The following is a 15,843-nucleotide window of genomic DNA, read 5'->3' on the forward strand; positions in this document are numbered from 1 at the left end:
CGCCGATGGTAGTGTGGGGCTTCCCCATGTGAGAGTAGGTCATCGTCAAGATTCAAATCCAAAGCCCCTGTTCGCGATGCGAACAGGGGCTTTGTCTTTTCCGGCTATCACATTGCTGTTCTGCGCACCTTGCCGCTACGTCGTGCCTTTAGCTTGTGCCACCAGATGTACACCCCCGTGATCGATAACACTGCGATCACCACCCCCAAAACCGCAATCAGCACCTGCCCTGCGACTCCGATGATGCGTCCGCCATGGATGGGAAGCTGTAAGCGATAGAACTGCTCACCCAACGTGCCTTGGCCAGCTATTTCCTGGCCTATCAGCTGGCCATCGGTGCCGTGAAAGAATAGCCAGGACTTACCATGGGCTTGCGTATCATGCCGGCCAAACCCCGCGCCATAGAAGTTGTACTCGAAGCTGTAATAGAGCTCACCGATCGGTGCACTCAACCCAAGCTTAGCGCCTTCCTCCTGCGCACGTTGGTAGACCTGTTGATAGGTAAGCTCCGTTACACCCAGTGCTTCTTTGGGCATCACTCCCCGGGCTTCGTAGACGCTCGGCTCAACGGGTGAAAACAACGAGACGGCGGGTTTGAAGACCTGAGCTGGCAGGTTCATCGCCACACTGCTGACTGCGATGGGCAACAGTAGCAGCCACAGCCATAAACCGCTGGCCCTGTGGATATCCATGTTCAGTCGATACGCATGCCCGCCCTTGATCTTCCAGGCGGTGCTCCATTTGCGCCAGAACGGCCGGCCGCGTGGCAGGGTGAGTAGTACAGCGATGAGGCAATCCACGACCCAGAGGATCGCCACCACACCCATCAGCACAATCCCCCAATTGCCCGGCAGAGTCAGGCTGTAATGCAGCTCCAGAATGAACGGCATGAAGTTCTCGCGCGAGAAGCAGCATTCGCCCCAGTAGCGTTGACCCAAAGTCTCCCCGCTGACCGGATCGAGATAGAACACGGTGTTCTTCTCGTCATAGGGCTGGCCGGACTGTGGATCATTGCGTGGAACCATGGCCAGCAGCGCGGAGTGCCCCGCCTCCTGTGGATATTCCATGTACCAGACCTGAAGCCGCGGATACTGCGTCTGCAACTTATCCACAAGCTCGCCGGGTTGTTGGAGCGCGCCGGTGGCCGAGGCTTCGTAGAAACTTGGGTTGAGCCACTCGTCGAGTTCGTGATGGAAGGCCAGCACACTGCCAGTCAGGCCGGCGAGGGCGAGAAACGCTGCTGTGGCCAGGCCAAGGTAGCGGTGCAGCAGGACATAGAGTTGACGCATTTGCAGGGCTCCAGAAAAACGCCGGAAACGAAAAAGCCAGCACCTGGATCAGGTGCTGGCTTCGAGCACGGAAAGGAAAGTGTCAGAACTGGTAGCTGACCGTGGCACTGACATTGCGTTCTTCGCCCATGTAGCAGTAGTTCAGGCTCGCGCAAGAAGCGACGTAGGATTCGTTGGTTAGGTTATTGGCATTGAGCCGCACATCCATGCCCTTGAGCCCGACCTTGCCTAGGTCATAACCGACCGAGGCGTCGAACAAGGTGTAGGAGGGCACCTTCATGCTGTTTTCCGCATCGACCCAGCTATAACCCACATAACGCACGCCGCCGCCCAGACGCAGCCCATCAAGCGGGCCCTGGAGGAAGTTGTAGTCGGCCCACAGCGAATACATCTGTTCCGGCGCCTGGGTCGGTGAGCGGCCTTTATTGTCCAGGCCTGGGGCCACCAGGCTCGGCATCGATTTGGTGTATTCGATGTCGGTAAAGGTGTAACTCCCGATCAGCTTGAGGCTGTCAGTCACCTGCACATGGGCTTCCAACTCCAGGCCTTGGGAGCGAACCTCGCCCACTGCGCGATAGAACTCTTCGTTCGGTTGCTTGGAGGCCAGGTTCTCCTGCTCGATACGGAACACCGAGGCGGTGAACAAGTTGTCCGTGCCGGGCGGTTGGTACTTGATACCGGCCTCCCACTGCGTGCCTTCGGTCGGCGCCAGGGGGCGGCCACTCTGGTCGGACACGGTGTTGGGGTTGAACGACTAGGAGTAGCTCACGTAAGGCGCAATACCGTTTTCGAACAGGTACAGCACGCCCGCGCGGGTGGTGAACTTGGAACGGTCGTCGTTGACCTGGGTATCGGTGTCGCGGTTCTCCTCCGATACCTTGACCCAGTCCTGACGCAGGCCCAGGGAGATACGCCATTGGTCCAGTTCGACCAGATCCTGCAGGTACACGCCGGATTGCTGCAGACGCCGCAGGTAGTTGTTTTCCCCGAGAACCTGAAGGTTGCCGTTGCCATAGTGCGGGTTACCGGCATCCAATGGATCGACAGTGCCGTAGCGCCAGGTCACATCGGCCTTGCGCCGCTGATAGTCGGCGCCGAGCAAAACGGTATGTTTAGCCGCGCCTGTGAAGAATTCCGCCTGGAGCATGTTGTCGACGATGAACGAATGCAGACGTTCGTCGCCTCCGGTGTAAGCGCGGTTGAGGATGTTGCTGGTGGCGTCCGCCCAGCCGGCCGAATAGACCTGGTCCATCGACACATCCGAATCCTGGTAGCGAAAGTTCTGGCGTGCGGTGAAGACGTCATTGAAGCGATGTTCGAACTGGTAGCTGAACGACTGCTGGGTGCGCTCGTAATTATCGATGTCCGGTTCGCCCTCGAAGAAGTGGTCGGACAAACGCAGGCCGTTGCGAGGGTGCAGCATGCCATCGGCCGGGTTTCCGCCGTGATAACCGCCATTGGGGTCGTGCTGCAGGTAGGCCTGCAAGGTCAGTGATGTGTCTTCGCTGAAGTCGATGCTGACCGCAGGTGCGATCGCGTAGCGCTCTTCCTTGTTGTGATCGAATTGAGTGTCGGAAGCGTCCGCAAGGCCGGTCAGGCGATAGGCGATGCGTTTATCGTCATCCAGCGGGCCGCTGAAGTCGAAACCCATGCCACGCTGGCCCTGGGTGCCAACTGTGGCCTGGATCTGATGGTAAGGATCGAACAGTGGCTTCTTGGTGGTCAGTGCCACCAACCCGCCTGGCGAGCTGCGGCCATACAGCACGGAGGAGGGCCCCTTGAGGATGTCGATGCGCTCGAGGAAGTACGGGTCCACCTGCATGGTGCTGTAGGTACCGTTATCGCCCATGGATTTCAGGCCGTCTACGTAGATGTTATCCACAGACCCGTCGTTGAAGCCGCGCATGGCTACGTAGTCGTAGCGATGGGTCGCGCCATAGGGGTTGGTCAAGACGCCGGGGGTGTAACGCATGGCCTGGGCGACGGTCTGGGAGCCCTGGTCGTCCATCTGCTGGCGAGTGACCACCGAGACCGACTGGGTGGTTTCCAGGATCGGCATGCTGGTCTTGGTGGCCACTTGGCTGTGAGTGGCGTTGTAGCCTTCCATGCTGCCCAAGGCATTGCCCAGGGTGAAGCTGCGGATGTCGGTGCTTGGCAACGACAGCGCAGCATCCTCAGGCTGCGCACGTAGCACATAGTTGCGTCCGTCTTGGCTGACGGCTTCCAGCCCAGTGCCATTGAGCAACTGGCGCAGGGCCTGGTCGATGGCGTACCGGCCCCGTAAGCCAGGCGATTGCCGCTCACCTGTCATCTGCGGGGTGCTCGACAAGGTGATGCCCGCCTGGCGGGCGAACTGGTTGAGCACGTCATCCAGATTCCCGGCGGGGATCGAGTACGGCTGGTTCATACCCACCGGATCGGCGGCCAGGGTATGCGGAGCAACGCCCATGAAGCCGAGGGTCGTGCTGAGTAGGGCTGCGCGTATGGCTCGACCGAGAAAAACGCAATTCAAGACAGGTCGAAAATCATTCGTATCGACGATATTCAGTTGAGACAAGGCATCTGGCATGGAAAAGGTCCGTGGGTTCGGTAAGGGCTGAAGGAGTCGTTTACTGTCCTAGCCGGACTTGCGGGAAAAACCCGCCAGAAAAACCTGCAGAAAATGAAAAATCAGGCCAGCCGTTCCAGGCGGACCCACCAGCGGGTGCGTTGACGAACGAGTACCGGCAGCGTCTGCGGCAACAATTGCAGCAGTTTGTCGGTGTCCTCCAGGCGGAACACGCCAGACAGCCGCAGCTCGGCGATGTCCTCGGTGCATCCCAGGTAGCCATGGCGATAGCGGCTCACCTCCGCCAGGAAGTCGGCCAGGCGCATGTCGCGGGTGACAATCAGCCCCTCGGCCCAGGCGCCGGCGTCCATCGGCTGTTGTTCGATCGGTCGCGACCCGAGGGCATCCACCCGCCAGGCCTGGCCAGGGGTGACCCACTGCAATGCAGCGCCACCGGGCAGGTGCAGGGCCACCTTGCCTTGATTGACGCTGATGCGTGTGCAATCGGCGTCCTGACGCACCACGACCTGACCGCCGAAGTCTTCGAGTAGGGCATCGTGGGTCTGGATCAACAAGGGGCCCTGTGCGGCAGTGCAAGTGAGCATGAGTTCGCCCTGGCGTAGCTGGATGAGCCGCTGTCGTTCGTCGAAGGCCAAATCCACGGCGCTACGGGTGTTGAGCTGTAGCAATGAGCCGTCCCCAAGCGCAATGTTTCGGCGTTCGCCTGTGCCTGTGGCGTAGTCCGAGGCCCAACTGCTCAGTGCCTGTTGATCCTTGCCCAGCCAGGCAGCCGTACCGACCAGGGCGACCCCGCCTAGCAGCTTGAGTGCCTGGCGTCGGTGCAAGCGGTGTTGGCTGGTTTCGAGGGTCTGTAGGGCGACGTTGACGCCAGCCATGGCACGCAGGTCCAGATCTTGGTGCAGGCTCACGACACGCTGCCAGGCCACTTCATGTGCATGATCGGCGCTGCGCCATTGTTCGCATTGCAGCTGCAGCGCAGGGGTATGGCCACTTTCACGCAGGCGCAGGAGCCACTGGATGGCTTGTTTGACTACCTTGGGCGAAGGCGGGCAGGCGCCTATCGGGTCATGGCTCATCGTCATAACGCAGCTGGTAGCAGTGATACAGCGCGTCCGCCACATAACGTTCGACAGAGCGCAGGGAGATGCCCATTTGTTCGGCGATTGCCTTGTGGCTCAGTCCTTCGCATTGGGCTAGCAGGAAGGCGCGGCGGACCTTGGGCTTGAGGCCGTCGAGCATGCGAGCGATGCGCTCGAGCAGTTCCAGCATCAGTTCACGGGTTTCGGCCGAGGGCGCTTCGGCCAGCGGTAGGTTGGCCAGCGCTTCGAGGTAGGCTCGTTCAAGCTCTTCGCGTCGCCAGTGATCAATCACCAGGCCACGCGCTACCGTGCGCAGAAAGGCGCGCGGGGCGTTGAGTTCCAGGTGATCGCGTTGCAGCAGACGCACGAAGGTGTCATGGGCGAGGTCTGCGGCATCGGCGGCATTGCCCAGCTTGCTGCGCAACCAATTGTGCAGCCAGCCGTGATGATGGCTGTAGAGCGTATGCACGGAATCTCTGAAAGACATGGAGGCGCGCTGTGCGGGTCAGATATTAATGATAATAAGTCTCATTGTTGGCGGGCTGGAATTATTTTGCAACTGCCTTGAGCGGCGCCCGCGTCCTGCGGGCCCTGCCTCCGGGCTTCAGCGGGCTGCCTGGCTGTCCAGGTAGTTGCGAATGGTGCGCGATGCGTTGTTCAGGTGCCGCTCCAGTACGCTGACGGCTTCGTCCACCTGCTTTGCGCTGGCGGCATCGACCAAGGCAATGTGATCGTCCTGAGTCAGCTTGCCCAGGCCCATCGACGACAGGTGGAAACGCAGGAAGCGTTCTTCCTCGTTGAGCTCGATCTCGATCATGCGCAGCAGCTTCTGGTTGCGCGCCTTGCTGTAGAGCGTCATATGCAGCAAGCGGTTGAGGCGGCCGATTTCGGCATGGCGGGTTTCGTGCTCCAGTTGCTGGATATAGCCGCGCGCCAGGGCGATGTCTTCTGGTTCGAGCAGGGGAACCGACTGGCGTAGCGCCTCGGACTCGAGCATGACTCGCAATTCATAGGTATCGACCGCATCTTCACCGATCAGAGGGGCAACCACGGCGCCCTTATGCATCACCACTTGCAGCAAGGACTGCGCTTCCAGCTGGCGCAGGGCTTCGCGCACGGGCATGCGGCTGACGCCGAACAACGTGGCGATCTCCTGCTGACGCAGGGCGGTCCCAGGCGGCAGGCGACCGTCGACAATGGCGCTGCGCAGACGCTCTTCGATCACGCTGCGTGCCAGATGCGCTGGCACCTGTTCGCCGCCCAGAACAGTTTTCAGAAGTCGGGGTTTTTCGGCCACGTGGACGTCTGCCTTGATAGAAGTTGGATCCAATAACACTAGAGAGCGGCGAAGGGGGTGTCAAACCAACGCGATTACAGGCGCTGAGCCGAATGGCAGGGCGCGAAGAAGGGCTATCGTGAAGGAAGTCCTCGGGTAAGGGAAGCGCTACTTTTCATGGAGGAAAATCCGCTCCAGCCAGCGATTTTTGAAGCTTTACAAGGCATGATGCGCAAGCGTTTGCGCAGGGCGATTTCAGAAGATTTGTGACGATCGTCACGTGGACGCAATGAAACTTGTTTCCTGTGAATCGGCGTCTAGGCTGTCTGGAACAGGCGTGCCGGATTGGCTTCTGAGGATGCCGACCAGCGAATTGACACTATCCTTTGGGACTGCTGTACAATTGACGCTTACGAAGCTGTGCTCTTTGGTCTGATGTTTTTTTGACGCTTTGCGTTCTGACAAAGTGCACCGATATTTTTGATCTCCGACAAATGGATGTGCGGCATCTATCGGTAAAACGTCGGTCTTGAATTTCAGAGTCATAGTTTTGGCGAAAACCATTCCTTCTGTGGCCATCCCCGGCCTGGGTGCCGAGCATTGCCAGTTCCACACTCAAGGACTGTACTGGGTGGCCTGTGACACGGCCGAAGATGCCAGCGCGATTTGTCGCCAGGTCATCGAGGCAATGGCAGGCGATGCCAAAGCGACGCTGATCGACAGTGCCCAAGGGGGGCGTGAGATCGTCGATGGGCTTGCGCCGGACCGTGGGCCGGGGCAACTCGCCTTGTACCAGGCCCAGCCCCATGCCGCACGCCATCTGGCCCAGGACCTGCCACGCATCGACCCGACCGGTCGCGTGATCGTGGCCCGGGTATCGGCGGCGGAGTGGGAGGACAGCGACATTGGGAGTTGGTGCCGCGAGATTGCCGACAGCCTTCGTGATGCGGGCAGCGTCCTGTTGATGGTCAGCGAAGGGCAGAGTGTCTGGCTGCTCGAGCAACTACGTAGGTGCAACCAGGACCTCGATGGGCTGGCACAGCTCTATCGTGGCCAGGGGGGGGTGCGCTACCTGTTGCATTATTGGCGCAACGCGCTGGGTGTCGTTGGCACCGAAGATATCGAACTGACGCGTCACACCGGTGGTTTCGTGCTTGCCGGCCGTCCTCAGCCGCTGGCCGAGACCGGCGGCGACGAGCTTCTGTTCCTGGCCCAGCGTCAGGTGCTGGAAGGTGCGCCGGCCTTCTCCGAGCACTGGCAATTGTTCGATAGCATCAGCGAACTGGGTGCTAGGGCTGGTGTGGCGGTGTCAGCCACCGTGATCTTCCCCATGGACGGCGGGCAGCGGCTGGATGTTCTCGCGCGGCAACTGCATACCCTGCGCTTGTTACGGGGCAACGCACTGAAACTGGTGGTGCGCGAAATGGCACCGACCCTGCGCTATCAGGACGAGCAATTGCTGCTGGCCTGCGGTGCCAGCCTGATCGTGCCTTTCGGTGCCAGCCTGTCGCGCTTCCTGACCCAGGTCGACAGCATCCAGGGCTATACCTGGCGCCGCCGGCTGCCGGCTGACTTCGATGCGCTGCTGGCTCGTCTTCGGCCGCTGCCGATATCGGGCCTGGTCTCACCGCGCGCCTTCGCCGATGCCGTGCTGCAGATGTGGCAGGGCATGCGCAACGGGGAAATCGTCCACCAACTACTGGTGCTGCGCCCCGCTCCTGGCCTGTCTTCCTTGCAAGCATGCTCACGCAGTATCTTCCGCCGCGACGGAGATATCGCCTGCGTGGTCGACGACATGCTGTACCTGTTCCTGTTCGCTTGCCGCGCCGAAGGCGTCGAGCAAGCGTTGGATCATATCTTTCAACTGTCTTGGCGGGAGTTGTTCATCGGCCGGGAACTGCTTGTCACGCCTGAAAGCCTCGGTGCGCCGGCATTCATGGATGAGACGCAGCCGGTGGCGCCGGTTGCCGATGCGGCCACCGTGCCGATGTCCAAGGTCCGTGCCGTGTTGCAGCCTAGGCCCATATCGCTGCCACGACGAGGCAAGGCATGAATTTCGAGCAACTGCTGCAAGTCATCGGCATTAGTGCGCTTGGCACGCTGGCCCTGGCGTTCGTCCTGCTGCGCCTGAAAGCCTGGGTGCAGGAGTGGTTGAAGCACCGTTTGCCGCCGCGTCACATGAAGGCTGCTGGGGTGCGTCGACGCGGGGAGAAGCATGAGTAGTTCTATAGTCATCGCCCACCCACTGTCCCGTTGGCCGGGGCTAGGCGCCTGGAACCTGTATTTCCTGGCCAAGTTCGTCATGCTCGGTGCCGGGCTGCTGGATTTCCAGCCATTGCCCAACCTGCTGTTCGCGGCCTTCCTGATGGTGCCGCTGCCAGGGCGCTGGTTGCGTGTCGTTCGGCAGTTGGTGGCGGTGCCGATCGGCGTCGCTTTGTTTTACCAGGACACCTGGCTTCCGCCATTCGAACGTCTGCTCGCGCAACCCGGTGTGCTCGATTTCACGCCTGACTACATGCTGGAACTGCTGGGCCGCTTCATCAACTGGTACTTGATGGGCGCCCTGCTGTTGACGGTGGTGGGCTATTTCTACCTGCGACACTGGTTCCGCCTGAGCACCCTGAGTGTGGCAGGGCTGCTGTGGCTGGCCGCAAGCGGATTGCCCTCGATCGCGCCGGTCACCTCGCGCCAGGTCGTGACCAACGTTGCCACGCAGGAGGCAGCCGCCGTGGCAGCAGACGATGCCACGCTCAATGCCAAGCTGGACAGCTTCTTCGATAGCGAGCGTCAGCGGGTCACCGCGTTCCCGGTGGTCAAGCCCGACGAGCAACCTTTCGATCTGTTGGTGATCAACGTCTGCTCCCTGGCCTGGGATGACCTTTCCGCTGTCGGCCTGCATGAAAACCCGCTGTTCTCGCGCCTGGACGTGATCTTCGACCAGTTCAACTCGGCTACCTCGTACAGTGGCCCGGCCGCGATCCGCGTGTTGCGGGCCAGCTGTGGCCAGCCCTCGCATGAAATGCTCTACAAGCCGGCGCCCGAGCAGTGCCTGCTGTTCGAGAACCTCGCCCGGCTGGGCTTCGAGCGCGAAACGCTGCTCAACCACAGTGGCCATTTCGACGACTTCCTGGGGGACATCACCAGCCAGCACATGCCGCCGCCGGCGCTTTCGAGCACCGACTTCCGCCGTTCGCTGGTCGGTTTCGACGGCTCGCCGATCGCCAGCGACCTGGAGGTCCTGCAGGGTTGGTGGGGACGCCGCAAGGCATCGGGAGCTGCGCATGTGTCGCTGTTCTACAACACCATCAGCCTGCACGACGGTAACCGAGTGGTGACCGCCGATGGCGGTACGCGTGCGGCGGACTACAACACTCGCGCGACCCGTCTGTTCGATGACTTGGGCAAGTTCCTCGATGAGCTGCAGCGCAGCGGTCGGCGGGTTGTCGTGGCCATCGTGCCAGAACATGGCGCGGCGCTGCACGGCGACCGCATGCAACTACCGGGCATGCGCGAGATCCCCACGCCGTCGATCACCCACGTACCCGTGGGGATCAAGTTCATCGGCATGGACCAACCGGCGCGCAACGAACCCCTGCATGTCTCGGCGCCTACCAGCTACCTGGCACTGTCCGAGCTGCTGTCGCGTGTCTATGCCAACCAGGGGGCCGGCCAGGTTCTGGACCTACCGGGCGTGCTGAAAGACCTGCCCCCCACCGAACATGTCGCTGAAACGTCAGGTGCCCAAGTAATGGATTTCCAGGGCACCAGTTATATGCGTCTCAAAGGCCAGCCTAGCTGGCAACCGATCCCGAAGGAGAGCAACTGATGACAAGGAAAGCCGACCCCGCTGATCGCAGTGATGACATCGCCCGGTTGCGTCAGCATCTGGATATGCCAGAGCTGAACTACCAGGACATTTCCTTGATGGTGGGGGTGCGCGAGGCCCTGCGGCGCTGGCCCTTGCTGGGCGAAAGCTGTGCGAAGTCCATGAGTGAGCTTGCCCAGGAAATAACCCCGACGCCCAAGGCAACCGCGCGATGACCAGCCTCGCGCTGCACGGGCTGCGTGGCGGCCTGGGACGTAGCGCTGTGCTCGCCGCGTTGGGACATGCCCTGCGGGAGTTGGGCGAGCGGGTGTTGCTGGTCGATCTGTGCCCGGAAAACCTGTTGGGTCTTCACTTCAACCTGCCGCTGATTGGCTGCGACGGCTGGGCCTGTGCCGAGCTGGACGGTCGTCCTTTTGGCGAGCAGGTCTACGAAGTGTTCGACGGCTTGTGCGTGATGCCGTTCGGCGAGGTGGGCAAGTCGGCCCAGGCCAGGCTGACTGGAACGCTCGACCCCGCCCTCTGGAGCACGCGTACGGCGCAATTGGCCAGGCACTTCGACTGGCTGCTGTTCGACCTGCCGTCGACTGGCGCTCTGAGCGAGTTGGCGGTGGATGTGCGCGTGCTGGTCGCGGAAGCTGAAATGAGCAGTCACATACTGCTGGAGCGCCAGGTACCAGAGCGCTTCGATCTGCTGCTGGTCAACCGTTTCGACCCGGCCAGCCGCTTGCAAAGCGACGTGTTGATGGTCTGGCGCAAGCTTTATCACAGTCGCCTACCGTTGCAGGTAGTGCACCGCGACGAGGCGTTCGTCGAAGCCCTGGCCTGTAAGGCACCGGTCGGTCACTACGCGCCACAGAGCCTGGCCTCCCGTGATGTGCAGAGCCTGGCCGTGCGCTGCCTGACGAGGCGACGGTCGTGAAGCTTTCGCCGTCGAACGCCTACCGCTATTACACCACTCGAGGTGCCGGGCGGCTGACCGCGCTGGTGTTCACCTTGGGCACTTGGTTGGCTTTTCTTCTGCTGCGCCTGGAATCCCCGGCCTGGCAAGCGTTGCTGGCCGATCGTCAGCGGCTGTTCCCGCAAGTGGCGGGTAAGCGCCCGACTTTGGGCGATCCGCTGCGTCTGCTGATCCAGGGCGCCTGGTTGTTGATCCGGCGCGAGCCGGTACCTCGCGCCCCGTCGGTGCTGGCACGTGGCTGGCGCGCCTTGTGCGAGGGCGCCGTCGCTTTGCGGCAACGCATCCGGCTGCTCCGCGCGCACCTGGTCGAGCGGTTGCGCCAGGTACCGGGCCAAGTGCGCACCAGCACCTGGCAGCGTGATGCAGCACAGCGGCTTCGCGGCCTGAGCAAAGGTGCCCGGCGCGTGTTCTACTTTGTGCTCACGGTGTGCGCCCTTGCACTGGCGCTGCTGTGCGTGACCGAGCCATTCGGCTACCTGGCCCAGCTGATGTTCATTCTGCTGCTGTGGGGCATCGCCATGCTGGTGCGGCACATGCCCGGTCGCTTCCCGACCCTGATGCTGATCATCCTCTCGACGATCATCTCCTGCCGTTACCTGTGGTGGCGCTACACCTCCACGCTCAACTGGAACGACACGCTGGACCTGGTGTGCGGGCTGACCCTGCTGATTGCCGAGACCTACTCCTGGTTCGTGCTGATCCTGGGCTATATCCAGACCTGCTGGCCACTGGAGCGCAAGCCGGCGAACCTGCCGGAGCAGCTGACCGAGTGGCCGACCGTGGACCTGATGATCCCCACCTACAACGAGGACCTCTCGGTGGTGCGCACCACCGTGCTCGCGGCGCTGGGCCTGGACTGGCCGCGCGAGCGTCTGCGCATCTACCTGCTCGACGATGGTCGCCGCGATAACTTCCGTGCCTTCGCTGAGGAAATGGGTGTTGGCTACATCATTCGTCCCGACAACAAGCACGCCAAGGCTGGCAACCTGAATCACGCCCTGGGTGTCACCGACGGCGAGTTGGTTGCGATCTTCGACTGCGACCATGTGCCGGTGCGCTCCTTCCTGCAGATGACGGTGGGCTGGTTCCTCAAGGACCCACGCCTGGCGCTGGTGCAGACACCTCACCATTTCTTCTCGCCTGACCCGTTCGAGCGCAACCTGGGCACCTTCCGTAACCGCCCCAATGAAGGCGAGTTGTTCTACGGTCTGATCCAGGACGGCAACGACATGTGGAACGCAGCCTTCTTCTGCGGCTCCTGTGCCGTGTTGCGGCGCACCGCCCTGGAAGACATCGGCGGGTTTGCCGTGGAGACCGTAACCGAAGACGCCCATACCGCCTTGCGCCTGCACCGCCATGGCTGGAACTCCGCCTACCTGCGCCTGCCGCAGGCGGCCGGTCTGGCCACCGAGAGCCTGTCGGCGCACATCGGCCAGCGCATTCGTTGGGCGCGCGGGATGGTCCAGATCTTCCGCACCGACAACCCGTTGTTCGGTCGCGGCCTGAGTCTGTTCCAGCGGGTGTGCTATGCCAATGCCATGTTGCACTTCCTGGCCGGTCTGCCGCGTCTGGTATTCCTGACCGCACCGTTGGCGTTCCTGCTGCTGCATGCCTACATCATCTACGCCCCGGCGGTGATGATCCTGCTGTACGTACTGCCGCACATGATCCACGCCAGCCTGACCAACTCGCGCATGCAGGGCAAATACCGGCGCACCTTCTGGGGCGAGGTCTACGAGACCGTGCTGGCGTGGTACATCGCACGGCCCACCACGGTGGCCCTGTTCGCGCCGAAGAAGGGCAAGTTCAACGTCACCGCCAAAGGCGGGCTGATGGAGGAGAGCCAGTTCGACTGGCGTATCGCCCAGCCTTACCTGTTGCTGGCGGTGCTCAACTTCGTCGGGCTCGGTTTCGCGGTCTGGCGCCTGTTCACCGGCCCGACCGAAGAGATCGGCACGGTCATCGTCAGTTCGCTCTGGGTGACCTACAACCTGTTGATCATCGGTGCTGCGACGGCTGTGGCTGCCGAGGTGCGCCAGGTGCGACGTGCGCACCGGGTGCAGATGCACCTGCCAGCTGCGCTGGTCCTGGAGAACGGTCACGGCTATCCGTGCACCTTGGTGGACTATTCGGACAGCGGTATCGGCCTTGAGCTGGGTGAAGGCCTGGCACCGAAGACCGGTGGCCGCGTGCGTCTGCTGCTCAGTCGAGGGGAGCGTGAGTTTGCCTTCAATGCACGGATCACCCGCCGGGTTGGGCGCCACCTCGGGCTGACCTTCGATGAGCTGGACACACAGCAACGCATCGACCTGGTGCACTGCACTTTCGCCCGTGCCGACGCATGGCTGGCCTGGCAGGAGGCGCATCAGCACGATCGCCCGCTGCAAAGCCTGGTCGATGTCCTGAAGCTGGGTGGTGTCGGCTACCTGCGACTGCTCGAGTACGTTCCGCTGCGGCTGTTGGGGCCGGTACGACCGCTGGTCGTGCTGGCGCGCTGGCTGGCCACCTTCATGCCGCGCACCCCGCGGCCTCTTCCTTCCACGAATCTTTTAACCCGAGACGCATCATGACTCGTTACCCCGCACGTACCTGGGGCCTGGCGATGGCGCTGCTCGCCTGCGTGTTCCAGGCCACCGCCGACACCACCCCGCCCACCCCCGAGGCTGTTGCCGAGCCGGTGGTACCCAACTGGCCCGTGGCGAGAACGTTCGAGCAGCTCGGGCATCCTGCCGACACCCTGTTGCTCGGGGTGCGCAACAGCGAGCAGATCGAATTCGGCCTGCGTCGCGACCGCCTCGCCACCGAGGCGGCCCTGCAGCTGGACTACACCCCATCGCCGGCGCTGCTGCCGACCCTGTCGCACCTGCGCGTCTACCTAAATGACGAGCTGATGGGCGTGCTGCCGGTAGAAAAGGACCAGCTTGGCCAGCGCGTCCAGCGCCAACTGCCGCTCGACCCCAAGCTGATCAGCGACTTCAACCGGGTGCGCCTGGAGTTTGTCGGGCACTACGCCGACATCTGTGAAGACCCGGCGCACAGCGGCCTGTGGCTGAACCTCAATCGCAAGAGCGAGGTGCACCTGCGCGAGCAGGCCCTGGCGATGGAAAACGATCTGGCGTTCTTCCCGTTACCGTTCTTTGACGCGCGCGATACCGGCAAGGTCGACTTGCCGGTGGTCTTCGCCGCCAGCCCGACGCTGGGCGAGCAGCGCGCCGCCACGATTCTCGCCTCCTATTTCGGCAGCCAGGCGGGTTGGCGCAAGGCGACCTTCCCGGTGCTCTTCGACAGCCTGCCGGCGGCAGGGGACAAGCCCAAGCCGGCGATCGTCTTTGCCAGCAACGAGCGCCGCCCGGCCTTCCTGGCCGATTTCGAGAAGTTCCCACGGGTGGACGGTCCGGTCGTGCAACTGATCGACCATCCAAGCGACCGTTGGAGCAAGCTGTTGCTGGTGCTGGGGCGCAATGACGAGGACTTGGTCAAGGCAGCCTCGGCACTGGCGGTGGGCAATAACCTGTTCCGTGGCGACCGGGTGAAGATCGAGCAGATGAGTGATCTGCAGCCGCGCAAGCCGTACGATGCACCGAACTGGACCCGCACTGACCGTCCGGTACGTTTCGCCGAGCTGCTCGATTATCCGCAGCAGTTGCAGGTCAGTGGCTTGCAGCCGAACGCGATCATCCTTGACGTGAACTTGCCGCCGGACCTGTTCGTCTGGCGCAACCAGGGCATTCCACTACGCACGCTGTATCGCTACACGCCGCCAGCGGTCACGGACGAGTCGCGCCTGACCATCAGTGTCAACGACCAGTACATCACCAGCATGCCCCTGGTGGGCAACGATCGTCGTGGCGGCACGCTCGAAGAGCTGCGCCTGAGCGTGCTGTCCAGCGACAGCACGGCGTTGAGCGAGCAGGCATTGGTGCCGGCGCTGAAAATCGGCGACCGTAACCGCCTGCGCTTCGACTTCAGCTTCGCCAGCAAGCTCGGCAGCTCCCAACGCGATCAATGCCAGACCTCCTTGCCGGTGGACGTTCGCGCGGCCATCGACGAGAACTCCACCATCGACCTCTCGGGTTACCACCACTACATCGCCATGCCAGACCTGCGGGCCTTCGCCCGCAGCGGCTTCCCGTTCAGCCGCATGGCCGACCTGTCCGAAACCCAGGTCCTGGTGCCGGGCACGCCGACGCCGATGCAGGTGGGAATTCTGCTCGATGTGATAGGCAGCATTGCCGGCCAGGTCGGTTACCCGGCCTTGGGCATTCGCCTGATCGATGACTGGAAGCAAGCGGCCTCGGCGGATGCCGACCTGCTGGTCATCGGCACATTGCCCCAGGAGCTGGCCCAGGAGCGCAACCTCGGCCTGCTGCTCAATGCCCAGCGCGACTGGCTGGCGCAAGGGCGCTCCATCAACATGCCGGGTCGCTACCGTTTCGATACATCGCCCGTGCCGGCCAGCAGCCATGTGGCGATCAGTGCCCAGGCGCCGATCGGCGCAATTACCGGGCTCAAGTCCCCCTTCCACGAGCAGCGCAGCGTGGTCGCCTTGCTGGGCAACACCGACGGCGACTATGCACTGTTGCGTGAGGCGCTCGGCGACTCCGGCAAGCTCGATGCGGTGGCCGGCTCGGTCACCCTGGTACGATCCAGCGGGGTGAGCAGCCAGTTCGTGGGCGAGCATTATTTTGTCGGCCAGCTGCCGTGGTGGTTGCTGCTGTGGTTCCACTTGTCCGAGCAGCCCCTGTTGCTCGCGGTCCTTGCCACCATCAGCGTGCTGTTGTTCGCCTTCCTGCTGTGGCGTGCGCTGCGTTGGGCTGCCCGACGCCGACTGGGTGAGGCTGACTGA

General features: G+C 62.4%; 11 protein-coding genes and 1 pseudogene. 7 read left to right on the forward strand and 5 right to left on the reverse strand.

What is annotated here, in order from left to right:
* Positions 1-107 precede the first annotated feature (107 nt).
* The 5 genes and pseudogenes from ABOA88_RS09370 to ABOA88_RS09390 form a co-directional block, all read right to left on the reverse strand.
* Entirely contained in the window at positions 108-1,289 is a 1,182-nt protein-coding gene (locus ABOA88_RS09370) for a PepSY-associated TM helix domain-containing protein (protein WP_196170723.1), read from the reverse strand.
* An 82-nt stretch (positions 1,290-1,371) separates the two neighbouring features.
* A pseudogene (locus ABOA88_RS09375) lies at positions 1,372-3,738 on the reverse strand (TonB-dependent siderophore receptor).
* Positions 3,739-3,959: 221 nt separating this feature from the next.
* Positions 3,960-4,940 carry a FecR domain-containing protein gene (locus ABOA88_RS09380; RefSeq protein WP_367851480.1) on the reverse strand — a complete coding sequence of 327 codons (981 nt, stop codon included), beginning with the start codon at positions 4,938-4,940 and terminating at the stop codon, positions 3,960-3,962.
* A complete protein-coding gene (locus ABOA88_RS09385; protein ID WP_196170721.1) occupies positions 4,924-5,424 on the reverse strand; it encodes a sigma-70 family RNA polymerase sigma factor in 501 nt (166 codons plus the stop codon). The genes ABOA88_RS09380 and ABOA88_RS09385 overlap by 17 nt, the downstream gene beginning before the upstream one ends.
* 117 nt (positions 5,425-5,541) lie before the next feature.
* Positions 5,542-6,234: a GntR family transcriptional regulator gene (locus ABOA88_RS09390; protein WP_196170720.1), complete on the reverse strand. Its 693-nt coding sequence runs from the start codon at positions 6,232-6,234 to the stop codon at positions 5,542-5,544.
* 529 nt (positions 6,235-6,763) lie between these two features.
* On the opposite strand from ABOA88_RS09390, the gene bcsE reads away from it, so the two are divergent.
* The 7 genes from bcsE to bcsB are packed head-to-tail and all read left to right on the forward strand — an operon-like array spanning position 6,764 to position 15,843.
* Positions 6,764-8,266: a cellulose biosynthesis protein BcsE gene (bcsE, locus tag ABOA88_RS09395; protein WP_437437089.1), complete on the forward strand. Its 1,503-nt coding sequence runs from the start codon at positions 6,764-6,766 to the stop codon at positions 8,264-8,266.
* The gene (gene bcsF, locus ABOA88_RS09400) at positions 8,263-8,436 is read left to right on the forward strand and encodes a cellulose biosynthesis protein BcsF (protein WP_196170719.1); all 174 of its coding nucleotides are present in this window, start codon (positions 8,263-8,265) and stop codon (positions 8,434-8,436) included. Before bcsE ends, bcsF begins: the two co-directional genes overlap by 4 nt.
* Complete coding sequence (gene bcsG, locus ABOA88_RS09405) at positions 8,429-10,039, forward strand: cellulose biosynthesis protein BcsG (protein ID WP_367851481.1); 1,611 nt, start codon at positions 8,429-8,431, stop codon at positions 10,037-10,039. Before bcsF ends, bcsG begins: the two co-directional genes overlap by 8 nt.
* Entirely contained in the window at positions 10,036-10,254 is a 219-nt protein-coding gene (bcsR, locus tag ABOA88_RS09410) for a cellulose biosynthesis protein BcsR (protein ID WP_367851537.1), read from the forward strand. Before bcsG ends, bcsR begins: the two co-directional genes overlap by 4 nt.
* On the forward strand, positions 10,251-10,958 hold the full coding sequence (gene bcsQ, locus ABOA88_RS09415) for a cellulose biosynthesis protein BcsQ (RefSeq protein ID WP_367851482.1): 708 nt from the start codon (positions 10,251-10,253) through the stop codon (positions 10,956-10,958). The genes bcsR and bcsQ overlap by 4 nt, the downstream gene beginning before the upstream one ends.
* Entirely contained in the window at positions 10,955-13,567 is a 2,613-nt protein-coding gene (gene bcsA / locus ABOA88_RS09420) for a UDP-forming cellulose synthase catalytic subunit (protein ID WP_196170716.1), read from the forward strand. Before bcsQ ends, bcsA begins: the two co-directional genes overlap by 4 nt.
* A complete protein-coding gene (bcsB, locus tag ABOA88_RS09425) occupies positions 13,564-15,843 on the forward strand; it encodes a cellulose biosynthesis cyclic di-GMP-binding regulatory protein BcsB (RefSeq protein ID WP_367851483.1) in 2,280 nt (759 codons plus the stop codon). The genes bcsA and bcsB overlap by 4 nt, the downstream gene beginning before the upstream one ends.

The organism is Pseudomonas sp. PKS, from assembly GCF_051913525.1.
In the GTDB taxonomy this organism is placed as follows: Bacteria; Pseudomonadota; Gammaproteobacteria; order Pseudomonadales; family Pseudomonadaceae; genus Aquipseudomonas; species Aquipseudomonas guariconensis_D.